Here is a 22,095-nt window from a genome sequence, read left to right as displayed (position 1 = left end):
TTCTTGTGTGTTGATGATTTTAATTATGAATATGTTGGTTTCGACGGTACTCTTTTAATTCATTGCTTAACCAATCTTTTGCATTGATTAAGTTACCATTGCTGAGTTTAACTTTATAGGGCTTACCGCTCCATGAGCTTTTGCTCGCCAGATTTTCGATAAACTTTTCGGCAGTTTTTGCATAGCGGGTTGCTTTTCGATACTTCATAGCTAGGTGTTCGGCAGCATCTTGGCTTGAGTGCTCGGTGCCGTTGCGAATAAATACGGCATCGCTTTTAGCGACAAAATCAATGAGGTGATTTATCTCTTGTTCTGGGGTGGCTGCATCACAGAATTGGCTAATGCTCAATAATATTAATGCGATAAACCAATATCTTCTCATACATAATCTCATAGCGTTTGATGCTCTATCGTCAAGGTTGCAATTATTGGGTTATGATCTGAGCTTGCAAGCTCAGGTACTATGGTTGTCTTTATTTTGACACCGCGCACCCATACTTGGTCAAGTGCTAACCCAAATGCTTTGGTACGTTTATCATCTAAATAAATCGCTTCGTGCAAACCTAGCTGAGTCAATGTTTGCTGTAATAAGGCTTGGCGCTCATCACTCCAAGTATTGAGATCACCGGCAAATACGATTGGGCCCTTATGCGTTTGCATAATAGCGGCGGCATCGTCTAGCTGTTGTTTAAAGTCACTAACGCCAAAAGCAAAGTTAATGGCATGCAGGTTAATACTCAGTAATAACTGTTGATCTGGCAGCGCATATTCCACAATATTGGTGGCTTTTGGGCTACGTAGCCAAGGCTCTTTGTGGGTGAGTGTGCAATGCACAGTAGCTGGCCAGCGGCTGAGTGTCATAACCCCAGATTGCACGCCACCACTCTTATACCCTTTAGCAAAGCGCCAATAAGGTTTGAGCTTTGTAAGCGCAGGTTCTTCGATAGCTTCTTGCAGTAACACAATATCAGCATCGGCATTTAGGTTTTGCAAATCTGTGAGCAAGCCATCTATTTGTGCTTTGTAGATATTCCAACTTAACAACTTGAATTGATAGGGCAAAATATAATGTTCAGCGTAAGTTTGCATGCGGCTTTGCGCTAATTGCTGTTGGCAATTAGCAAGGTTCACAGCGGTTTTGGTTATACCTTGTTGCTCATCAGAGCTAGGATCGCTTGAAAAGCTATACCAAGACAGCACACTCAAACACACAAGTAATAAAAATATTCGCAGATATGCCGTCATAATGACCTTTAGTTACTTTCCTTGAGAGTTAGTCGTCGATAGCCTCAGTTTAGTTCAAAGGGTAAATGTTAGAAACTGTAGTATTTTCTACAATTTCTATACGCTTTCTTACCCAAAATGAGTACTCATATTCTTATACTTACTGAGCTTAACAACTCAGACAAAGGAACTACTCATGAAACAAATGGCCTGTATGCTGCTTGCCTTATCGGTGACAGCGTGTTCATCAGTCACCATAGTGCCAGAAAAAACAACCAATAAATTAGCCACTAAAGCTGATTACCAAGATAGCCGCCCATTCTTTTTGTGGGGCCTCGTTGGTGAAGAGCGCGTTGATGTAAAGGCTATTTGCCAAGATAAAAAAGTTGCCCAAATGCAATCGCAACAAACATTCGCTGATGGAGCATTAGGACTCGTTACACTCGGAATTTATGCTCCTCACACAGTAAAAGTATGGTGTGAGCAACAAGCACAGGAGCAACAATTATGAAAAGCCTACTAGCAACAACTGTTTTAGTGGCAACCTTAAGTGGTTGCACAAATATCTACTTTGATAATGGCAGTGCTGCACAAGCCAATAAAGCGCCTGCAACAGAGCAATGGCATCATAACTTTGCCGCGGCGCTTTACGAAGGTTCAGAGCCTGTAGACTTATCAGAGGAGTGCCCTGATTCCGAATGGCAAACTGTTCACACTTATAAGTCGTTCACCAATGGTTTAGCTGAAGCTGCAGTAAACCAAGTTGGGCCTATTTGGTACCCGAAAACAGTTGAAATAAGCTGCGCTCAAGTACCTTATAAGCCAGACTAGTTATTCATAACGCAGTGCATCAATTGGGTTTAAGCGTGCAGCTTTAATAGCGGGCGCTAAGCCAAACACAATACCAATCAATGAAGTAAAGCCAAATGACAGCATAATCGCCCAACCCGGTATGTAGGCATCTGGCATGCTCGGCACTAAAACTGAAATTAGTGCCGCAGCACCGTAGCCTATCGCTAAACCAATTAAACCACCAAACAGTGATAGCACCACCGCTTCAACTAAAAATTGCAGCATAATAAAACCAGGTGTTGCCCCTAATGCTTTTAAAGTGCCGATCACACGCGTACGTTCTGTTACCGAAACCAGCATGATATTCATCACTCCGATACCACCAACTACCAGGCTGATACCTACGATCCCCGCGGTAATTGCGGTTGCACTTCCGGTAAATTTATCGATATTAGCACGGGCTTTTTCGGCGGTTTCAAATTCAAAGTCGTCATCTTCACCGTCTTTCAGTTTATGTAATTGACGTAAGATGCGGCGAATTTTAGCCAGTACTTGCGCTTCGTTAGCATCGTCTTTCAAACGAAACATCATTTGTACATTGGTATCAACACTGCCGCCCTCTAGCGCACTCATGGTACTTATCGGAATATTAATGTAATCGTCTTGGTCAAAACCTAATAAACTACCTTGTTTTTCAGCAACACCAATAATGCGAAACCACTCACCACCGAGTTTGATATATTCACCTACAGGGTTTTCAGGCAGGTTAAGCTTTTCGATAATTGAAGGGCCAATAAACGCCACTCTACGGCGTTTTGCATCATCTTCTGCGCGAATAAATCGGCCGAGTTCTGGGTAGGTGCGGTAAGCTTTTTGGTAGTCTTGCTCTGTGCCCATTACCCGTGAAGCATGGCTTTTATTGCCATACTCTGCTGCACCCGAAAAGCGCCAAGTAAACATAAGCGCAGTAAAGGTTTCAGCTTCTTTCACGCGTGCTTTTAGAGTTAGAAAGTCGCTGTAGGTTAACTTTGCTTGTTGCCCTACCATTTCTTTTTCTACGCTAGTGTAAGGCTTTATATTGGTGACATCTGGAGACATATCAGCAAGCTGATCATTAATTTGCTTGGTAAACCCTTGCATTACTGCTACCACGGTCACAACTGCAGCAACACCAATAATAATGCCCAAGCAGGTAAGGGCACTACGCATTGCATTGGCTTTAATTGCCATCAGTGCTGCTTTTGTGCCTTCCATTACAGCGATAGCAGATTTAAACATGTTGTCTTGCTCCTTCGCCTTTGCGGGTATCACTAACAACTTTGCCATCAACTAAACGAATAACACGTTGGCAGTGATCAGCAATATCTTGTTCGTGAGTAACCAAAATAATGGTGTGTCCTTCGTTATGAAGCTCATCAAACAGCGCCATGATTTCAGTGGTGGTTTTACTATCTAGGTTACCGGTAGGCTCATCACCAAGTAGAATATGGGGCTTAGTAACTAGTGCGCGAGCTATAGCGACACGTTGACGTTGACCACCAGAAAGTTGGCTTGAAAGGTGATTCACCTTATCGCCAAGACCAACCCGTTGTAATGATTCGAGCGCTTGTTGCTTTCGCTCTTTGGCTGAGATAAATCGATACACTAAGGGCTGCATAACATTTTCAAGGGCGGATGCTCTTGGTAATAAATTGAAACTTTGAAAAATAAAGCCAACACTTTCATTACGCTGATGAGCAAGCTCCGTTTCGGTCATGCGCTTTACGAGCTTATCTTTTAAATAGTAGTCACCACTGGTGGGAGTATCTAAGCAGCCAAGCAAGTTCATCAGGGTTGATTTACCTGAGCCGGAAGGGCCAATAATGGCAACATACTCATTTTGAGCAATTTCAATATTAATATCATCAAGGGCTTTGAAAACTTGTTCGCCCATTTTGTATTGTTTATTGATATTACTGAGTTTGATCACCACAGACATTAGCTAGCACCTTTTTCAGGGCTGTTTTTAACGGCTACCGTATCACCCTCTTTTAGTGAGCTAAGTGGTCTAGCTGGGCCGATAACAATACGATCTCCTTTTGCAACACCGCTGGTTAGTGCTTGTTCGATATCTGAAGAAATACCTACCGTAACAGCTGTTTTAGTTACTGTGTTATCTGCGTTAAGCTTCCAGACAAAGTAGCTATCATCCTCTTTTTGAATAGCTTCAATAGGCAGTTTTAAGCCGTTTTCGGCAATGCTTGTGGCGATTTCTGCGCGGCAGCTCATTCCGGCATAAAGCTGGCGGTCAGTGGCATCAAGCAGTACCTTGACTTTAAATGATAAGCCTTGTGAACCAGCTTGATTTTTTGCTGATGTGCCAATGTTTATGACTTTACCAGTAAAAGGTTGATTTGGGTAAGCGGCAGCATAGATATCTGCATGTTGGTCTAGTTTGATACCGGCAATATCGGTTTCATCCACTCGAAGTTCGGCTAATATTGCGCTGGGGTCAGCTACTAGCATCAAGTCTGAGCCAATAATGTTGGTTGTTCCCGCAATAACGGTTTCACCTTCTTTAATATTTACCGAAGCAAGTAGGCCACTCATTGGAGCGCGAAACACGCTTTTATTTAAACGGTCTTCAGCAATCAATAGTGATGCTTGGGCTTGGTTGTAAGCTTCACGTTTTGCTTCAATATCTATTTTTGCTAAATCGCGGGCATTTTGTAGGTTTTCATACACTTCTTGGCCAGCAAGGCCCACTTCATAAAGCTCTTTTTGGCGGCTTAATTGGCGCTCAATATTTTTTAATCGGGTTTCGCTATGTTTAATATCGATTTCGGTCGCACGAAGCACGGCTTTATTGCGGGCAACTTCAGATTCAAACGCGGTCGTATCTAGGCGCATAAGAATATCGCCTTCAGTGACACTTTCACCTTCTTCTACAAATACTTTAGCTACACGGCCAGTCACTTCTGAGCGCAGTTGCACTTGGGTGTTAAAAACTAGGTTACCAGAGGCTAAAATTGAATCGGCAATATTGCCTTGTTCAACTTCTGCAATATGCATTTCTGGTGCATCTTTATTGCCTGTGACTTGTTTTGAGATTAGTAAAGCGACAAATGCCGTAACAGCGAGGCCAATTATAATGGCTTTTTTCATCTTTCTTCCTTGGAAGTTAAGAGCGGCATATTGCCGCTCAAAGCAGAATTAAACGAGAGCGATTACAGTCCAAATACCGTAAATAACAATACTTGGTAAGGCTGCAAACAGTAGCGCCTTATTGAAAGTGAAATTAGTCCAGCTCTTTAAACCGATAGCTGCGATGAAAATACCCCAAATAGAAAAGATATTGAGACTTTCAAGTAAGGTGTAGAATGGGTGGCCAATTTCTAAACCAATTAAAAGTTGGTTAATCGAAGCATAGTTAAATAACGTCTGTGAGATTTGGTCGGTACTCGCAGTTAATACTAAGATGAGTAAACCTAGGCTTGAAATAATCATTGGCATCATAGTCCACACACCAAAGCCATACCACGCACCATAGCCATAATTAGCTTCTGGGTCTTGCTTAGATACAAATAGGTAGTAGCCTGCCATTAGAGCATTAATAACAGCCAAACCAATAATGCCACCAAACATAGCAAACCATACTTGCATATCTATGGTTTGCTCCATGCTTTGGCGAATCATTTTTTGTTCTGCAATGGTGGCATCAACACTGGCCGCTGCCACTTGTTGATCTATTAAAAACTGCGGGTCAGCCTTATTGTAAAAAGCAAACATGCTGGCAGCGAGAATGCCGGCAAGTAAAATAAAGGCAACAAAAGACCAACCTTTTGCCTCTTTTAAACCATTAAAGGCTTTGCTTGGGCTGATAAAAATATCAACCAAAGCAGTCATAACATTTGACGATTTCATTTTTTATTCCTTGTTTTATAACATTTGTTTTTAGGTACTAAAATATCCTGTTTAGTAACAAATTAGCAATCTATTTTGTAACTGTATGTTAACAGCTGTGATTGGTAAATCTGTGATATGGTTAAAGAGTTAATTTGAGTCGAATTTATTAGGAAAAGTAGGTCGTTATGGTGAATAGCAATGATCGTTGTATTGATGAGTTGGTATTAGGGTTCTGGCGTTTGCTAGATTGGCAGATAACGCCCCAGCAATGCTTAAGTTTTTTAGAAAATGCAATTGAAATGGGGGTGTCACATACCGATCACGCTGACATTTACGGTGAATACGGTTGTGAAGCTGAATTTGGTAAAGCACTTAAACTAAAACCAAGTATTCGTGATGAAATCAAAATAATCACTAAATGCGGTATTAAGCCTGCGTTTGCAAGCCTAGGGCTACAAGGCAAAGCAAATCATTATGATTCAAGTGCCGCGCATATTATTGCCTCGGCACAGCAGTCACTTAAAAACTTCAGCACTGATCGTTTAGATGTATTACTTATTCATCGCCCTGATTACTTGATGAACGCCGATGAAATGGCACAAGCATTTAATACCCTAAAAGCAAATGGTGATGTGCTTGACTTTGGTGTATCTAATTTTACCCCATCGCAACTTAGCTTGTTGCAGTCGCGTTTAGACTTTGAGCTTGTGACTAATCAAATTGAGTTTTCACCTTACGAGATGAAAGCCCTTGATGATGGCAGCTTAGACCAATGCCAATTACTTGATATCAAACCTATGCTTTGGTCTCCATTAGCTGGGGGTCGCTTATTCTCAAGTGAAGATGAAAAAGCGGTGCGTTTACGTGCAGTGTTGGAGCAGGTTGGGGCTGAAATTGGCGCCACAGCCATTGATCAGGTTGTTTATGCTTGGCTGTTAATGCACCCAAGTGCACCGTCTGTGGTACTTGGTACGGGTAATATTGAGCGTGTTAAATCAGCTGTTGACGCTAAGCAGCTTACTATGAACCGTGAACAATGGTATCGCATTTGGCAAGGCTCAACTGGTCATAGTGTACCATAAGTGTATTGATATAAATGAGAAAAGGGCCTTAACGGCCCTTCGTGTTGCAGCAAGTAACACATTCTTTATAAAGTGAAGTCAACCGCGTAAGCGACGTACACTTTTACATCTGAACCATCAATGTCGTTGTCTGAAAGACCGAAAGTAAAGCCGTCTTTCGACACTGAAACACCGTAGTCGATGATGTCATCATCACCAATGAAATCCCCTGAGTAATGACCTAGGTGAAGGGCCATTTCTGCACCGGTACTGCCAACTGGGAAGCTGTAGTCAGCATTTAAATATAGAGAGTCACCAAAATCTGTACCGTCACCGCTTGCTGCTGATGTTGCTAGGACTGCTGCACCAAAGGTGAAACTACCCATGCTAATGCTACCGTAGATTTCTGAGAAGTCTGCATCTGTGTAAGACGCTGCATCTGGGTATGCATAATAAATGTAGCCAACATCGTAGCTAAAGGTTTCATTGATTTCACCGCCAAAACCAGCATAAAGGTCTAGCTCGTAAGTCATGTCGTCAGCCCAGCTAGCATTCGATACCCAAGTACCCGCATAAAAGCCAGATTCACTTGCGTAGTCGATACCACCTTGGATTGCAGCATCACCACCGCCTTGCTCTTGACCACGCCATAAGTAGTTTGAAGTTGCCGCAGCGTTTGCTGTGACTTCTGCATAGCTATATGTTGAGCTCAAAGTTAATAGCGCAAGGGCGCTTGCTGCGACCGTTTTTTTTAGTTTTAGCATGTTTCTGTATCCTGTTGTTATGTTGATTTTGTCCCATTTTCAGATTGCAGTCTGGTTATTATTTGAGGACATTTTCTATGTGTTGTCTGGATACGATATTGCACTGGTTGTGCCAAGTTAATTTCTAACGGGATATTTTATGCTTAAAGGCTTTAAAAACAGGCTTTTAAACTTGTTTAATTGTGAAAAGGATGGTTATTTGAATTGTTCATGCGCACATGTGTGGTGCAAAAAATAACCCGGTTGCACAATTGCGAAGCAACCGGGTTTTGCTTATTTGAGAGTAACTTAGCCGAAAATTGCACGCATTAGACTAATGGTTTCTTCAACACTGCGGCCTTTTTCAACTTCACTGATGATTGAATCGCGCTTAGCTTTGATATGTTCAGGGATATCATCACTTGCTAGTGCGCGGTCTACCAGTATCTCAGCTGATTCTTTGCCACGGCGTACGGTCTTTTTACCTGCTGAGCTCGTGGTACTCTTAGGTTTGTTTAACAACTTAATATAGTTTGAGTTATCAGCGGTACTTTTATCTGCATAATAAAAGAAGCTAGGCAATAGGGCTTTGATTTCAACCAGAGATTGTTCAAGCTCATTTGCTGCACTGGCCATTTTGAACCAAGGCATGTTATGTATTGCTTCGATAACATCTTGCCAGTAGCGCTCAAAATCACGGTTATTAAGCTTAGTAATACCTAATGCCGCACAAAGGGCATCAAGTTTACTATTTACGATTGGTGTAAACACGTCAGGTCGGCGCATCGCAAGCAAGCGAGTAGCAGGAGCAAGCGTTGGCTTTTCATCGCTGCCATTAAATGCCATGAAGTAAGCAACCATAAAATGCTGATAATGTTCTTGCGTTACTTCACCCTCAAGTGGAATGTGTGCAAGCGCCTCATCGAACGCACCTGGTAAATCACTCAACATTTGGTGGAAACCTTTCGCGTTCTTAGTAGAAGCAAACCATTCAACGTCGAAGTTATAGCTACTTGGATCAAGCGAGGCACTGTGTTTACCTGAAAACGCTAAACGGTCTTCTGGGATCATCTCTTTTAGGGATTGCGATTTAATTGCAGCAATGTACTTAGCTAAGCGTAGTTGCTCATCAAGGGCTACAAGCTCTTTATGCTGCTCGATGAAGCCTGCAATAACAGGCCATGGCGCAACCCTTAATGTTTTTAGCTGCAAAAAGCTGATTGCAGAAATTAATAAGTCATGAAGTTTTTTAAGAGTGGGTAATTGCTTATCTTCTAACAGATCGTAGTTAATGCGATCGCGGCTTGCACTTAATAGCTCATAGCACCAACCTAAAAAGTCTTGAGGGTGGTTTTCTACTTTGACTGCCATTAGGTTTAAGCTGATATCAGAGGCTTGCTTGAGGATATTTTGATAAATTTGACTTTCTTGCTCGCCAAGCGCCATTTTTGACGGTGAAATAAGCAGTTTCTTCATGCTTAATCGATACTCCAGTTTTGACCAAATTGGGTTGTTTAATTTTAGTACACAGGGTGCAAAAACAACAGGGTCGTGCATCATACCGAAGTAATGAAATGATGCAATCTTACTGATAATTTATAAGTAAGATTGCGACTGACGTGGTTTATTAATCATTGTCATCGAGTGTAAATAATTGCTCAACACTGAGTTCAAAGTGAGCAGCAATTTTTAACGCGATAATCACCGAGGGTATAAAGCGGCCTGTTTCAACTGTGCTAATGGTTTTACGTGATACTGCAATGGCATCAGCAAGTTCTTGCTGCGATAATCCCATTTCTTTGCGGAATTTAGCGATATTATTTTGCACTTTTATACCTAGTCTCTACTTTGCCAAAGAATTGATACGCCATATATCAAACACATCAAGGCAAGGTAAAATGTGGCCATCATGCTATGAGATACATTTAAAGCAAGTTCATCAGACAATAAAAAAATAGCCCCCATGCTAAAAAGCAATCCAAGCACAACATGTTTATAAGCGATGGTATCAATCGTATTTAAAAATTCATCCTTATAAGTAAGGCGATAACCAAGTTTCCATGTAAATCCCCCTCTAATCACAAACATAAAGAAAGATCCTAAAAATGCGGCAACACCAATAAACAGTAAAAATACTGATGTTTGCTTGAGCATTGGGTAAACACTAATAATTAATAACGTGACTCCCATGAATATTGAAAACCATGCGTTATGACTCATAAACTTTTCTTCCGTTTTGATATCTTGCTTAGACATAATCGTTTCCTTTTATTTTAAACTCAAATGTAACCTACAGGTATCAATGTAACCCTAGGGTATCATACGGTCAAGATCTTTTTGTAACCTACAGGTATCAAAAAGTTTCAGCGCTGATTCATATTCTTGTACCTAAGCTTGTTTACAAACCTTTTTGTGTGTTGGGCAATGCATTTGCGCCTAACTCCCGCTATGATATGAACATTGTTTGCCCATTTTTAAGGATGATTATGAAAACCTTACTGAAAATTGTTGGTGTCATCTTCGTATTACTGATTGCATTGGTAGTCGCAGCACCATTCCTCATTCCTACAGACGCGATATTTAATAAAGTATCGGAGCAAGTAGAACAAACCACAGGTCGTAGTCTGACTATTAATGGCGATAAAAAGCTGTCGGTATTTCCATCATTAAAACTCGAATTGAATGATGTGCACTTTGCCAATATGCAAACTGGCTCGCAAAAAGATATGGCAAGCATGCAGCAACTTGCTATCCGTATCCCGTGGATGTCGTTATTTGGCGGTGAGTTTAAGCTCGATAAATTCGTTATTAACGAACCAACAATTTTGTTAGAAACCGATAAAAATGGTAAAGCAAACTGGCAATTATTTGATGCGGTTGCTGAGCAACCACAGACAGAGCAGCAAAAGAGTTCTGGCGCTGTTAACTTACCAGATAACTTTGATATCGAACTTGGTGAAGTAGCAATCTACGGTGGTACTTTCACTTATCTAGATGGTAAAACCGGGGCAAAGCAACAGATAAGCGATTTAGAATTAGCAATCTTATTACCTTCTCTTCGTAAGACCTTAGAATTAAAAGGCGGTATTACCTATATGGGTGAGCGCTTTGATTTAGATGTCACGCTAGATACACCTGTTAAAGCGATTGAAGGCGAAACGTTTAATGTAAGCACTGAGGTTGATTCGCGCTTAGTCGATTTAAATTTTAAAGGTGCAATTGCAGAAATGGGTAATGATGTGCAAGGGCTTCTTTCTGTCAGTGGTGACTCTGTTAAAAATATTGCGAGTTGGCAAGGTGTTGAGCTTAATGCAAAAGAAAATGCGTTTAATGCCTTTAATGTAAAGGGTTCAATGCACCTAAAAGGACAGCAGTTTAAGCTTACTGAGCTACTTGCCACCCTCGATGAGCTGCAAATTAAAGGTAAAAGCGATATTAAGCTTGGTGAACGTTTAGCTGTGAATGCCGATATTGATTTGGGCATGCTTGATTTAAACCCTTACCTACCAGAGGGCGTAGCTAAAGAAGAGCAAGCAGAACCTGCCGCAGATGCACAAGCACAACCAATTGTTTGGGATGATACTGCAATTGATATGAGCGGCTTAAATGCACTTGATGCAAATGTAGTCGTGCGTTCAAGCGGCTTACAAGCAAATGATATTACCCTTGGTGAAAACCAGTTAACGGTGAACCTAAAAAATGCCGTGGCAAAAATCAGTCTAGATAAGTTTGTTGCTTATGAAGGCAATGGTAAAGGTGTCATCACCGTTAACGCCAAGCAAACACCTTATAAAATTAGTACTAACTTTTCTTTAGATAAAATCGATGCACAGCCATTACTAACTGATGCGGCTGGTTTCGATAAGTTAATGGGTAAAGGGTCTCTAAACTGGGATCTAACGACCACAGGTCAAAGCCAAAAGAGCTTTATCAATGCTTTAAATGGTAAGTTAGGCTTTGAGTTTGCTGATGGTGCGGTAAAAGGGGCCAACATTGCAGAGATGGTTCGTAAAGCAAAAGAGCTTATCAAAGGTAACTTGAGTGCAGTATCAGAAGGTTTAGATACAGGCTTTGATAACTCACAGCAAACAGACTTCTCGGCATTGCAGGGCAGTTTTGTATTCACTAACGGTGTTGGTGAAAATAAAGACCTATCCCTACTTAGCCCGCTAATTCGCATTACAGGCTCAGGTAAAGTTGATTTACCTATGACGAATGTAGACTATCGCTTGGTAACGGGGATTGTTGATTCAATCGAAGGGCAAGGCACGACCGATGACAGTACCGGCTTTAAAATTCCACTGCGTATCAAAGGTCCATTCCATGATGTTGGTTATAGCCTAGATGTCAGTGATGCGGCTAAAGAAGAAGTCAAAGAAAAAGCTAAAGATAAAATCAAAGACAAATTAAAAGGTCTATTTGGTAATTAATAAAAATTTAATTAAAGTCAAAAACAGGGCGCATTTGCGTCCTGTTTGTTTTATAATCAATAACAAACCAGCAAGCTGCTGTAATTCCTCAATGCAAGCATTGCGATTAATTCCAAATTAATTAAAAAATAACCTACCACTTCCTTGCCATTGCTGCTACAATTGCCCGCCCTTAAGAGACAACTTGCTTGTTTTTTGAGTGGAATTTAACCGAAATGTCTTGATTTTAAACAAAATTAAGGCGCGTTGTAATTTCTACACCGGAGGTCATTAACATGATCCAAATGCAAACTCAGCTGGACGTTGCTGATAACAGCGGCGCTCGCAAAGTGCAGTGTATTAAAGTCCTTGGCGGTTCGCACCGTCGCTATGCAGCGGTTGGCGATATCATCAAAGTTTCTGTAAAAGAAGCTATTCCTCGCGGTAAAGTGAAGAAAGGTGATGTTAAAAACGCGGTAGTTGTGCGTACTAAAAAAGGCGTTCGTCGTCCGGACGGTTCTTTGATCCGTTTCGATAGCAATGCGGCTGTTATCTTAAACGATAACTTACAGCCAATTGGTACTCGTATCTTCGGCCCTGTGACTCGTGAACTTCGTACTGAAAAGTTCATGAAAATCGTTTCACTAGCACCAGAAGTACTATAAGGAGTCTATCATGGCAGCAAAAATCCGTCGTGATGACGAAGTAATCGTACTAGCAGGCAAAGACAAAGGTAAGCGCGGTAAAGTGCTTTCAGTTGTTGCTGAATCTGGTCGAGTATTTGTCGAAGGCATCAACTTAATCAAGAAGCACCAAAAGCCTGTTCCTCAGTTGAACCAAGCTGGCGGTATTGTTGAGAAAGAAGCGTCTATCGACGTATCAAACGTTGCGATCTACAACTCGGAAACGGGTAAAGCAGATCGTGTAGGTTTCAAGATTGAAGATGGTAAGAAATTACGTATCTTTAAATCTACTGGTAAAACTATCTAATAGTTGGAGTAGAATGATGGCGAAACTGCATGAAGTATATAAAGACAAAGTAGTTGCTGAGCTTCAAGAGAAGTTTGGTTTCAGCTCTGTCATGCAAGTCCCTCAGATCGAAAAGATCACATTAAACATGGGTGTGGGCGAAGCTCTAGCTGACAAGAAGATCCTAGATAACGCTGTTGCGGATCTAGAAGCAATCTCTGGTCAGAAACCTCTAATCACTAAAGCACGCAAATCAGTTGCTGGCTTCAAAGTGCGTGAAGGTTACCCAATTGGTTGTAAAGTAACCCTACGTGGCGAGCGTATGTGGGACTTTTTTGAGCGTTTGGTTTCAATCGCTATCCCACGTATCCGTGACTTCCGTGGTGTAAGTGCTAAGTCTTTTGATGGACGTGGTAACTACAGCATGGGCGTACGTGAGCAAATCATCTTCCCAGAAATCGATTATGATAAAGTAGACCGTGTTCGCGGTTTAGATATCACAATCACTACTTCTGCGAAAACAGATGATGAAGGCCGTGCGTTGTTAGAAGCGTTTAACTTCCCATTCAAGAAATAAGGGTAGGGTTATGGCAAAGAATTCTATGAAAGCGCGCGAAGCAAAGCGTGCGAAATTAGTTGCTCAGTTCGCTGAAAAGCGTGCGGCACTAAAAGCTATCATCAGTGATGTTAATACATCTGACGATGATCGTTGGGACGCGGTATTAAAGCTACAAGCTTTACCACGTGATTCTAGCTCTTCACGTCAACGTAATCGTTGTAACGTTACGGGCCGCCCACATGGTTACCTTCGCAAATTCGGCATGAGCCGTATTAAAGTTCGCGAAGCAGCTATGCGCGGTGAAATTCCTGGCCTTAAAAAGGCTAGCTGGTAATAGTATCACGGGAGTAAGACTATGAGCTTGCAAGATCCTATTGCGGATTTGTTTACACGTATCCGTAACGGTCAGTCAGCGAAGAAAGTATCAGTAACGATGCCAACTTCAAAACTGAAAGTAGCAGTAGCTAAAGTATTAAAAGATGAAGGTTATATCGCAGATTACGCTGTAAGCGGTGAAGCGAAGCCTGAGCTTTCTATCGATTTAAAATATTTCGAAGGCAAAGCTGTTATTGAAAACATCCAGCGTGTTAGCCGCCCTGGTCTACGTATCTATAAGAAACGTGACGAATTACCAAAGGTAATGGGTGGTCTTGGTATCGCTATCGTATCAACTTCTAAAGGCCTAATGACAGACCGCGCAGCACGTAGTGCCGGCGTTGGTGGTGAGATCATTGGCTTTGTAGCTTAATCGGAGGGGAACTATGTCTCGCATAGCAAAGGCACCAATCAATGTTCCTGCCGGTGTAGAAGTTACATTAAAAGGCCAGGACATCACAGTTAAAGGCAAAAACGGTGAATTAACTCGTACTATCAACGACGCTGTTGAAGTACAAGTTAACGACAACGTTATTACAACTTTACCTCGTGAAGGCGTAGCTAATGCATGGGCACAAGCAGGTACTGCTCGCGCTCTAATCAACAACATGGTTGTTGGTACGCATGAAGGTTACGAGAAGAAACTTCAGTTAGTAGGTGTTGGTTATCGTGCAGCAGCTAAGGGCAAAGTATTAGACTTAACTCTTGGTTTCTCACACCCAGTGAATTTCGAAGTACCAGAAGGTATTACGATTGAAACACCAAGCCAAACAGAAGTTCTAGTTAAGGGCGTAGACAAGCAGTTAGTTGGTCAAACAGCTGCTAACATCCGTGCATACCGTAAACCTGAGCCTTATAAAGGTAAAGGTGTTCGTTACGCGGACGAGAATGTACGCCGCAAAGAGGCTAAGAAGAAGTAAGGTAAGACGATGGATAAAAAAACAGCTCGTCTACGTCGTGCTAAGCGCACTCGTAGAAATTACATTGAACAAGGCACAACGCGTCTTGTTATCCACCGCACGCCACGTCACATTTACGCTCAAGTAGTTACTGCTGAGGGTACTGTACTGGCTGCTGCTTCTACTGTTGAAAAAGCAATTAGCGAAACAGTTAAAGGCACAGGTAACGTTGCAGCTGCTCAAGCAGTTGGTAAAGCGGTTGCTGAACGTGCAGCTGACAAAGGCATCGAAAAGATTGCTTTTGATCGCAGTGGCTTTAAATATCACGGCCGTGTGAAGGCGCTTGCTGATGCAGCGCGTGAAGCCGGTCTGCAATTCTAGGAGTAGACAATGGCTAACGTAGAAGCAAAGCAACAACAGCCTGATTTGGCTGAAAAGCTAATCGCGGTAAACCGTGTGTCTAAAGTGGTTAAAGGTGGTCGTATCTTTAGCTTCACTGCACTAACAGTAGTTGGTGACGGCGCAGGTAAAGTAGGTTTTGGTTATGGTAAAGCACGTGAAGTTCCAGCTGCTATTCAAAAAGCAATGGAAAAAGCACGTCGCAACATGATCAGTGTAGACCTTAACGGTAACACGCTACAGCACCCAATCAAGGGTCGCCACGCGGGTTCTAAAGTATACATGCAGCCTGCTTCTGAAGGTACAGGTATCATCGCCGGTGGTGCGATGCGTGCAGTACTAGAAGTAACTGGTGTACAGAACGTATTGTCAAAAGCATACGGTTCAACTAACCCGATCAACATCGTTCGTGCAACGATTGCTGCTCTAGAGAACATGAACTCTCCAGAGTCAATCGCTGCTAAACGTGGTCTTAGCGTTGACGAAATCACGGGGTAAACCATGGCTAATAAAACTGTAAAAGTAACACAAGTAAAGAGCTCTATCGGTCGTTTACCGAAGCATAAAGCTACATTACGCGGTCTTGGTCTACGTCGTATCAATCACACTGTTGAGTTAGAAGACACAGCATGTGTGCGTGGTATGATTAACCAAGTTTCTTACATGGTAAAGGTTGAGGGTTAATTCGATGCATTTGAATACACTTTCACCTGCTGCTGGTGCAAAAACTGAAAAGAAACGTCTAGGTCGTGGTATTGGTTCTGGTCTTGGTAAGACTGGTGGCCGTGGTCATAAAGGCCAAAAATCACGTTCTGGCGGTAAAGTACGCGTTGGTTTCGAAGGCGGTCAAATGCCTATGCAACGTCGTCTACCTAAATTTGGTTTCACTTCACGTAAATCATTAGTATCTACTGAAGTTAACCTTTTTGAAATCGCTAAAGTTGAAGGCGATGTAGTAGACGTAAACGCGTTACAAGCAGCTGGTCTAGTTAAAAAGAACATCCAGTTCGTTAAAGTAGTTAAATCTGGCGAAGTTTCACGCGCAGTTACCGTTAAAGGTCTTAAAGTGACTAAAGGTGCTCGCGAAGCTATCGAAGCTGCCGGAGGCAAGGTAGAAGACTAAGGAAGTACTAATGGCTAAACCAGGTCAAGATATGAAAAGTGCACAAAGTGGGCTTTCGGAATTGAAGCGTCGATTACTATTTGTATTAGGTGCTATCATTATTTACCGTCTAGGTTCATTCGTGCCGATCCCTGGGATTGACGCCGCTGTACTTGCCGATTTCTTCGAGCAACAAAAGGGCACCATTGTTGAAATGTTTAACATGTTCAGCGGTGGTGCGCTTGAGCGCGCTTCAGTGTTAGCACTGGGTATTATGCCGTACATCTCGGCTTCGATTATTACGCAACTATTAACGCATATGTATCCGCCGTTTATAGAGCTTAAGAAAGAAGGTGAGCAAGGGCGTAAGAAAATTAGCCAGTACACACGCTACGGCACGCTTGTGCTTGCTACAATCCAATCAATCGGTATTGCTACCAGCTTACCGGGCATGATGGACGGGTTAGTTGTTAACCCAGGTATCGGTTTCTACTTCACTGCTGTAGTGAGTTTAGTAACTGGTACTATGTTCCTAATGTGGTTGGGCGAACAAATTACAGAGCGTGGTATCGGTAACGGTATCTCAGTTCTGATTTTTGTTGGTATTGTAGCTAACCTGCCGTCTGCTATTGGTTCGACAGCCGAAATGGCGCGCCAAGGTGATCTGAATGTACTTGTACTGTTATTGATTGCTGTAATCGTATTCGCTGTTACTTACCTAGTTGTATTCTTTGAACGTGGCCAACGTCGTATCGTCGTTAACTACGCAAAGCGTCAACAAGGTCGTCAGGTATTTGCTGCTCAAAGCACGCACTTACCACTGAAAGTAAACATGGCGGGTGTTATTCCACCAATCTTTGCTAGCAGTATAATTCTGTTCCCTGGTACAATTGCAAGCTGGTTCGGCCAGGGTGAAGGTCCGGTCGCTGATGTGCTACAAGCAATCGCTACAACGTTGACTCCAGGTCAACCTTTATATGCGATGGTTTTAGCTGCGGCTATTATCTTCTTCTGCTTTTTCTACACCGCGTTGGTATTTAACCCGCGTGAAACAGCAGATAACCTGAAAAAATCTGGCGCATTTATCCCAGGTATTCGTCCAGGTGAGCAGACATCTAAATACATTGATAAAGTGATGACACGCCTGACATTGGCAGGTGCTTTGTATATAACCTTTATCTGTCTGGTGCCCGAATTCATGACTATGGCATGGCAAACGCCATTCTATTTCGGCGGTACATCAATTTTGATTATCGTTGTTGTAATCATGGACTTTATGGCACAAGTACAGACGCATCTGATGTCACATCAGTATGATTCTGTGCTGAAAAAAGCAAACCTTAAAGGCTACGGTCGATAAGGTCATTTTACGGAGTTGAGCAATGAAAGTACGTGCTTCCGTTAAGAAAATATGCCGTAACTGTAAAGTTATTAAACGTGCTGGTGTAGTACGCGTAATTTGCAGTGAGCCTAAGCACAAGCAAAGGCAAGGCTAATTAAACAGTCGTGCAGGCTGAGTTATTTACTCGGCCTGTGTTTTTAGTTGTGATTTGGTCTTCGTTTGAGTATCCTTACGGGCTTTTCAAACAGATGATTACCAAATTCAAATATAGGAGATGTGTTAGTGGCCCGTATCGCTGGCATTAACGTCCCTGATCATAAACACGCAGTTATCGGTTTAACTGCTATTTATGGCATAGGTAAGACTCGCTCTAAGGCTATCTTAGCAGCGACTGGTATCGCCGAGACCACAAAAATCGGTGAACTTTCAGACGAAACACTTGACGTATTGCGTGAAGCAGTTGGCAAGTACACTGTAGAAGGTGACCTTCGTCGTGAAGTTACATTAAATATCAAGCGCCTTATGGACCTTGGTTGTTTCCGTGGCCTACGTCACCGTCGTTCGTTACCACTACGTGGTCAACGTACTAAGACTAACGCGCGTACTCGTAAGGGTCCTCGCAAGCCTATCAAGAAATAAGGTGGGGTAGATTATGGCTAAAGCACCAATTCGTCGTAAGAAGGTTAAAAAGCAAGTTGCTGATGGTATGGCTCACGTTCATGCTTCTTTCAACAACACTATTGTAACAATTACCGACCGTCAAGGTAATGCACTATCTTGGGCAACAGCAGGTGGTTCAGGTTTCCGTGGTTCACGTAAATCTACTCCATTCGCGGCTCAGGTTGCTGCAGAGCGTGCAGGTACTGCTGCTCAAGAATACGGTTTAAAAAATCTAGAAGTTTTCATCAAAGGTCCAGGTCCAGGTCGTGAATCTGCTGTACGTGCTTTGAATGCTGCTGGTTACCGTATCACCAACATCACTGACGTGACGCCAATCCCTCATAATGGTTGTCGTCCACCGAAGAAACGTCGCGTTTAACAATAGGTTAGGAGAAATAACATGGCAAGATATTTGGGCCCTAAGCTCAAGCTGAGTCGTCGTGAAGGTACTGACCTGTTCCTTAAGAGCGGCGTAAGAGCTATCGACTCTAAGTGTAAACTTGAGACTGCACCTGGTCAGCACGGCGCTCGTAAAGGTCGCTTATCTGATTACGGTTTACAGCTACGTGAAAAGCAAAAAGTACGTCGTATCTACGGTGTATTAGAAAAGCAATTCCGTAACTACTACAAAGAAGCTGCTCGCCTTAAAGGTAATACAGGTGAAAACTTGTTACAGCTTTTAGAGCAACGTTTAGACAATGTTGTATATCGCATGGGTTTTGCTAGCACACGCGCTGAAGCACGTCAGTTAGTAAGCCACAAAGCGATTTTAGTTAATGGTCGTGTTGTGAACATTCCTTCATACGTAATTACTCCAGAAGATACTGTTGTAATTCGTGAGAAGTCAAAAACACAAGCACGTATCATCGCTGCTCTAGAGTTGGCTGAGCAACGTGAAAAGCCGACTTGGGTTGAAGTTGACGGTAAGAAAATGGAAGGTAGCTTCAAGCGCCTACCTGAGCGTTCAGATCTGTCTGCGGACATTAACGAACAACTAATCGTCGAACTTTACTCTAAGTAAAGTTAAGAGTTAAGAGAGGATAAAATGCAGGGTTCTGTTACCGAATTCCTAAAACCAAGGTTAGTCGATATCGACGCTATCAACCCAACGCGTTCTAAAGTAGTTTTAGAACCATTAGAGCGTGGCTTTGGTCACACTTTGGGTAATGCCTTACGCCGTATACTGTTATCATCTATGCCTGGATGTGCAGTAACTGAAGTAGAAATCGACGGTGTATTGCATGAGTACAGCGCGAAAGAGGGCGTACAAGAAGACATCATTGAAATTCTGTTAAACCTTAAAGGTCTAGCAGTAACTTTAGAAGGCAAAGATGAAGTTTTTCTGACCCTGACTAAATCTGGTGTAGGCCCTGTGACTGCGGCTGATATTCAGCACGATGGTGATGTAACTATCGCCAACCCAGATCACGTTATCTGTCACCTTACGACAGATAGCAGCGAGATCAGCATGCGTATTCGTGTTGAGCGCGGTCGCGGTTATGTGCCGGCATCTAGTCGTTTATCCTCTGATGACGATGAGCGTCCAATTGGTCGTCTGCTGCTTGATGCATCATTCAGCCCAGTTGAACGTATTGCGTACTCGGTTGAATCAGCCCGTGTTGAGCAACGTACAGACTTAGACAAGTTAATCATTGATATGGAAACAAACGGCACTCTAGATCCTGAAGAAGCGATCCGCCGTGCGTCTACTATCTTAGCTGAGCAATTAGATGCATTCGTAGATTTACGTGATGTAACTGAGCCAGAAGAGAAAGAAGAGAAGCCAGAATTCGATCCTATTCTGCTTCGTCCAGTTGATGATCTTGAGCTAACAGTACGTTCAGCAAACTGTTTGAAAGCCGAGCAAATTCAATATATCGGTGATTTAGTTCAGCGCACTGAAGTTGAGCTTCTTAAAACGCCTAACTTAGGTAAGAAGTCTCTAACTGAAATTAAAGACGTGCTAGCTTCACGTGGTCTTTCTCTAGGTATGCGCCTAGAAAATTGGCCGCCTGCAAGCCTAGCTGAATAATCTAAATCACTATATTAGTTTAGTTAGAAGGATAGGGTCATGCGCCATCGTAAGAGTGGTCGTCAATTAAACCGTAACAGCAGCCATCGCAAAGCGATGTTCAGCAACATGGCTGGTTCTTTGGTGAAACATGAAATCATCAAAACAACTTTGCCTAAAGCTAAAGAGTTGCGCCGTGTAATTGAACCTTTAATCACACTGGCTAAGACTGACAGTGTAGCAAACCGCCGTTTAGCGTTTGCTCGCACGCGTGATAATGAAGTAGTTGGTAAATTATTCAGCGAAATCGGTCCACGTAATACAGACCGTCCTGGTGGTTACACTCGTATTCTTAAGTGTGGCTTCCGTGCTGGTGATAATGCACCAATGGCTTATATTGAACTAGTTGGTCGCCCAGCGACAAACGAAGAAGTTCAAGAAGACGCGCAGTCTGCAGAGTAAGTCGTAAAGACACCAAAAAGCCGAGCTTATGCTCGGCTTTTTACTTTCTAAAATTCACTACTAAAAATTCACTATCAATAAAACAGCTCTATCAACCCCAAACATTACCATGCAATCTTGAAGCACCTAACACCTAGCATCTAGCACCTAGCACCCAGCAATTAAGATCACATATAAAGATCAATTCGCGTTCTTTTATAGTTAAATCACCTTCTATACAACTTAAATACAAGCTCATTTATAAAAAACACTGCCTAAATAGCCATAATACGAGTAATTTAGTGCTATTTTCACTCGTTTCGTTCGTATTTTGCGCGAACAGTCATTTTTTTCATAAAAACTTCAAAAAACAGTTGATCTCAATTCGGATCTCCCTATAATGCGCATCCACCGACACGGCGGACTGCTTACAAAAAAGCAAAACGACGAGTTGGTTGAGTCAAGTAAAACTGAGTTTTGAAAAAATAAACTTTTCTCAAAATTAAGTGTTGACAAAAATAACGGCTTGCGTAGAATGCACAGCCCTTGAGACGCAAAAGTATCTCAAACGTTCTTTAACAATATAAAGCAATCATCTGTGTGGGCACTCGTACAGGTTGAGTTCTAACAGCGAAGCTTAGTTTATTAAGTGGAGCAAACAAATTTAGAGTCTCAATTTCTTATGAGTGACTATATAGTCAATTTATACAGAATTCATTGAGCATGGTTTGAAGTTTACTTCAAACAAAAAACTTTTAATTGAAGAGTTTGATCATGGCTCAGATTGAACGCTGGCGGCAGGCCTAACACATGCAAGTCGAGCGGTAACAGAGAGTAGCTTGCTACTCTGCTGACGAGCGGCGGACGGGTGAGTAATGCTTGGGAATATGCCTTATGGTGGGGGACAACAGTTGGAAACGACTGCTAATACCGCATGATGTCTACGGACCAAAGTGGGGGACCTTCGGGCCTCACGCCATAAGATTAGCCCAAGTGGGATTAGCTAGTTGGTGAGGTAATGGCTCACCAAGGCGACGATCCCTAGCTGGTTTGAGAGGATGATCAGCCACACTGGGACTGAGACACGGCCCAGACTCCTACGGGAGGCAGCAGTGGGGAATATTGCACAATGGGCGCAAGCCTGATGCAGCCATGCCGCGTGTGTGAAGAAGGCCTTCGGGTTGTAAAGCACTTTCAGTAAGGAGGAAAGGTTAAGTGTTAATA

31 protein-coding genes and 1 rRNA gene are annotated in these 22,095 nt (G+C 42.5%); 22 read left to right on the top strand and 10 right to left on the bottom strand.

Annotation, left to right across the window (positions count from 1 at the left end; translation table 11 throughout):
- Positions 1 to 19: 19 nt before the first annotated feature.
- The gene (locus L1272_RS09280; protein ID WP_235373243.1) at positions 20 to 382 is read right to left on the bottom strand and encodes a DUF5329 domain-containing protein; all 363 of its coding nucleotides are present in this window, start codon (positions 380 to 382) and stop codon (positions 20 to 22) included.
- Between the two features lie 8 nt (positions 383 to 390).
- Positions 391 to 1,245, bottom strand: coding sequence for an endonuclease/exonuclease/phosphatase family protein (locus L1272_RS09275; protein WP_235373242.1), 855 nt, complete (start codon positions 1,243 to 1,245; stop codon positions 391 to 393).
- A 175-nt stretch (positions 1,246 to 1,420) separates the two neighbouring features.
- On the opposite strand from L1272_RS09275, the gene L1272_RS09270 reads away from it, so the two are divergent.
- On the top strand, positions 1,421 to 1,735 hold the full coding sequence (locus L1272_RS09270; RefSeq protein WP_054554401.1) for a Bor family protein: 315 nt from the start codon (positions 1,421 to 1,423) through the stop codon (positions 1,733 to 1,735).
- A complete protein-coding gene (locus tag L1272_RS09265; RefSeq protein ID WP_054554400.1) occupies positions 1,732 to 2,055 on the top strand; it encodes a Bor/Iss family lipoprotein in 324 nt (107 codons plus the stop codon). The genes L1272_RS09270 and L1272_RS09265 overlap by 4 nt, the downstream gene beginning before the upstream one ends.
- On the opposite strand, the gene L1272_RS09260 is transcribed toward L1272_RS09265, so the two are convergent.
- The 4 genes from L1272_RS09260 to L1272_RS09245 are packed head-to-tail and all read right to left on the bottom strand — an operon-like array spanning position 2,056 to position 5,919.
- Positions 2,056 to 3,294 (bottom strand): ABC transporter permease, encoded by a 1,239-nt coding sequence (locus L1272_RS09260; RefSeq protein WP_138601053.1) that lies wholly within the window; start codon positions 3,292 to 3,294, stop codon positions 2,056 to 2,058.
- Positions 3,287 to 3,994: an ABC transporter ATP-binding protein gene (locus L1272_RS09255; RefSeq protein WP_138618388.1), complete on the bottom strand. Its 708-nt coding sequence runs from the start codon at positions 3,992 to 3,994 to the stop codon at positions 3,287 to 3,289. Before L1272_RS09255 ends, L1272_RS09260 begins: the two co-directional genes overlap by 8 nt.
- Positions 3,994 to 5,160, bottom strand: a complete 1,167-nt coding sequence (locus L1272_RS09250; protein ID WP_054554397.1) for an efflux RND transporter periplasmic adaptor subunit — start codon at positions 5,158 to 5,160, stop codon at positions 3,994 to 3,996. The genes L1272_RS09255 and L1272_RS09250 overlap by 1 nt, the downstream gene beginning before the upstream one ends.
- A gap of 48 nt (positions 5,161 to 5,208) precedes the next feature.
- Positions 5,209 to 5,919 (bottom strand): YIP1 family protein, encoded by a 711-nt coding sequence (locus L1272_RS09245; RefSeq protein WP_054554396.1) that lies wholly within the window; start codon positions 5,917 to 5,919, stop codon positions 5,209 to 5,211.
- A gap of 170 nt (positions 5,920 to 6,089) precedes the next feature.
- On the opposite strand from L1272_RS09245, the gene L1272_RS09240 reads away from it, so the two are divergent.
- Positions 6,090 to 6,983, top strand: a complete 894-nt coding sequence (locus L1272_RS09240) for an aldo/keto reductase (protein WP_054554512.1) — start codon at positions 6,090 to 6,092, stop codon at positions 6,981 to 6,983.
- Positions 6,984 to 7,048: 65 nt separating this feature from the next.
- Here L1272_RS09240 and L1272_RS09235 read toward each other — a convergent pair whose 3' ends face one another.
- The 4 genes from L1272_RS09235 to L1272_RS09220 form a co-directional block, all read right to left on the bottom strand.
- The gene (locus L1272_RS09235; RefSeq protein WP_054554395.1) at positions 7,049 to 7,726 is read right to left on the bottom strand and encodes a TorF family putative porin; all 678 of its coding nucleotides are present in this window, start codon (positions 7,724 to 7,726) and stop codon (positions 7,049 to 7,051) included.
- A gap of 288 nt (positions 7,727 to 8,014) precedes the next feature.
- On the bottom strand, positions 8,015 to 9,181 hold the full coding sequence (locus L1272_RS09230; protein WP_187490165.1) for a hypothetical protein: 1,167 nt from the start codon (positions 9,179 to 9,181) through the stop codon (positions 8,015 to 8,017).
- A gap of 151 nt (positions 9,182 to 9,332) precedes the next feature.
- Positions 9,333 to 9,533, bottom strand: a complete 201-nt coding sequence (locus tag L1272_RS09225; protein ID WP_235373241.1) for a helix-turn-helix transcriptional regulator — start codon at positions 9,531 to 9,533, stop codon at positions 9,333 to 9,335.
- Between the two features lie 8 nt (positions 9,534 to 9,541).
- Positions 9,542 to 9,961 carry a hypothetical protein gene (locus L1272_RS09220; RefSeq protein WP_054554393.1) on the bottom strand — a complete coding sequence of 140 codons (420 nt, stop codon included), beginning with the start codon at positions 9,959 to 9,961 and terminating at the stop codon, positions 9,542 to 9,544.
- A 230-nt stretch (positions 9,962 to 10,191) separates the two neighbouring features.
- Here L1272_RS09220 and L1272_RS09215 point away from each other — a divergent pair, with 230 nt between their 5' ends.
- The 19 genes from L1272_RS09215 to L1272_RS09125 form a co-directional block, all read left to right on the top strand.
- The gene (locus L1272_RS09215) at positions 10,192 to 12,135 is read left to right on the top strand and encodes an AsmA family protein (protein ID WP_235373240.1); all 1,944 of its coding nucleotides are present in this window, start codon (positions 10,192 to 10,194) and stop codon (positions 12,133 to 12,135) included.
- A gap of 275 nt (positions 12,136 to 12,410) precedes the next feature.
- Complete coding sequence (rplN, locus tag L1272_RS09210) at positions 12,411 to 12,779, top strand: 50S ribosomal protein L14 (protein ID WP_010378257.1); 369 nt, start codon at positions 12,411 to 12,413, stop codon at positions 12,777 to 12,779.
- Between the two features lie 10 nt (positions 12,780 to 12,789).
- The gene (rplX, locus tag L1272_RS09205) at positions 12,790 to 13,104 is read left to right on the top strand and encodes a 50S ribosomal protein L24 (RefSeq protein WP_054554391.1); all 315 of its coding nucleotides are present in this window, start codon (positions 12,790 to 12,792) and stop codon (positions 13,102 to 13,104) included.
- A 16-nt stretch (positions 13,105 to 13,120) separates the two neighbouring features.
- Positions 13,121 to 13,660, top strand: coding sequence for a 50S ribosomal protein L5 (gene rplE / locus L1272_RS09200; RefSeq protein ID WP_058586187.1), 540 nt, complete (start codon positions 13,121 to 13,123; stop codon positions 13,658 to 13,660).
- A 10-nt stretch (positions 13,661 to 13,670) separates the two neighbouring features.
- Complete coding sequence (gene rpsN, locus L1272_RS09195) at positions 13,671 to 13,976, top strand: 30S ribosomal protein S14 (protein WP_054554389.1); 306 nt, start codon at positions 13,671 to 13,673, stop codon at positions 13,974 to 13,976.
- A gap of 21 nt (positions 13,977 to 13,997) precedes the next feature.
- A complete protein-coding gene (gene rpsH / locus L1272_RS09190; RefSeq protein WP_054554388.1) occupies positions 13,998 to 14,390 on the top strand; it encodes a 30S ribosomal protein S8 in 393 nt (130 codons plus the stop codon).
- 13 nt (positions 14,391 to 14,403) lie between these two features.
- Positions 14,404 to 14,937, top strand: a complete 534-nt coding sequence (gene rplF / locus L1272_RS09185; RefSeq protein WP_054554387.1) for a 50S ribosomal protein L6 — start codon at positions 14,404 to 14,406, stop codon at positions 14,935 to 14,937.
- A 9-nt stretch (positions 14,938 to 14,946) separates the two neighbouring features.
- Positions 14,947 to 15,297: a 50S ribosomal protein L18 gene (gene rplR, locus L1272_RS09180; RefSeq protein ID WP_036974021.1), complete on the top strand. Its 351-nt coding sequence runs from the start codon at positions 14,947 to 14,949 to the stop codon at positions 15,295 to 15,297.
- A gap of 9 nt (positions 15,298 to 15,306) precedes the next feature.
- A complete protein-coding gene (rpsE, locus tag L1272_RS09175) occupies positions 15,307 to 15,813 on the top strand; it encodes a 30S ribosomal protein S5 (protein ID WP_036974018.1) in 507 nt (168 codons plus the stop codon).
- A gap of 3 nt (positions 15,814 to 15,816) precedes the next feature.
- Positions 15,817 to 15,999, top strand: coding sequence for a 50S ribosomal protein L30 (gene rpmD / locus L1272_RS09170; protein WP_016710201.1), 183 nt, complete (start codon positions 15,817 to 15,819; stop codon positions 15,997 to 15,999).
- 4 nt (positions 16,000 to 16,003) lie between these two features.
- Positions 16,004 to 16,438, top strand: coding sequence for a 50S ribosomal protein L15 (gene rplO, locus L1272_RS09165; RefSeq protein ID WP_054554386.1), 435 nt, complete (start codon positions 16,004 to 16,006; stop codon positions 16,436 to 16,438).
- Positions 16,439 to 16,448: 10 nt separating this feature from the next.
- Positions 16,449 to 17,777 (top strand): preprotein translocase subunit SecY, encoded by a 1,329-nt coding sequence (gene secY, locus L1272_RS09160; protein WP_036974013.1) that lies wholly within the window; start codon positions 16,449 to 16,451, stop codon positions 17,775 to 17,777.
- A gap of 22 nt (positions 17,778 to 17,799) precedes the next feature.
- A complete protein-coding gene (gene rpmJ, locus L1272_RS09155) occupies positions 17,800 to 17,913 on the top strand; it encodes a 50S ribosomal protein L36 (protein ID WP_002959476.1) in 114 nt (37 codons plus the stop codon).
- Between the two features lie 128 nt (positions 17,914 to 18,041).
- The gene (rpsM, locus tag L1272_RS09150) at positions 18,042 to 18,398 is read left to right on the top strand and encodes a 30S ribosomal protein S13 (protein WP_036974011.1); all 357 of its coding nucleotides are present in this window, start codon (positions 18,042 to 18,044) and stop codon (positions 18,396 to 18,398) included.
- Between the two features lie 13 nt (positions 18,399 to 18,411).
- Entirely contained in the window at positions 18,412 to 18,798 is a 387-nt protein-coding gene (gene rpsK, locus L1272_RS09145) for a 30S ribosomal protein S11 (RefSeq protein ID WP_036974009.1), read from the top strand.
- Between the two features lie 21 nt (positions 18,799 to 18,819).
- A complete protein-coding gene (rpsD, locus tag L1272_RS09140) occupies positions 18,820 to 19,440 on the top strand; it encodes a 30S ribosomal protein S4 (RefSeq protein WP_036974007.1) in 621 nt (206 codons plus the stop codon).
- A gap of 24 nt (positions 19,441 to 19,464) precedes the next feature.
- Complete coding sequence (locus tag L1272_RS09135) at positions 19,465 to 20,451, top strand: DNA-directed RNA polymerase subunit alpha (protein ID WP_004589198.1); 987 nt, start codon at positions 19,465 to 19,467, stop codon at positions 20,449 to 20,451.
- A 39-nt stretch (positions 20,452 to 20,490) separates the two neighbouring features.
- Positions 20,491 to 20,892, top strand: a complete 402-nt coding sequence (gene rplQ / locus L1272_RS09130; protein ID WP_004589197.1) for a 50S ribosomal protein L17 — start codon at positions 20,491 to 20,493, stop codon at positions 20,890 to 20,892.
- A 735-nt stretch (positions 20,893 to 21,627) separates the two neighbouring features.
- Positions 21,628 to 22,095 (top strand): 16S ribosomal RNA (locus tag L1272_RS09125); the annotation flags it as partial.

Origin of the sequence: Pseudoalteromonas sp. PAST1, from assembly GCF_021532515.1 — a bacterium.
GTDB lineage: Bacteria > Pseudomonadota > Gammaproteobacteria > Enterobacterales > Alteromonadaceae > Pseudoalteromonas > Pseudoalteromonas simplex.
This window is presented reverse-complemented; position numbering and strand designations above follow the sequence as displayed.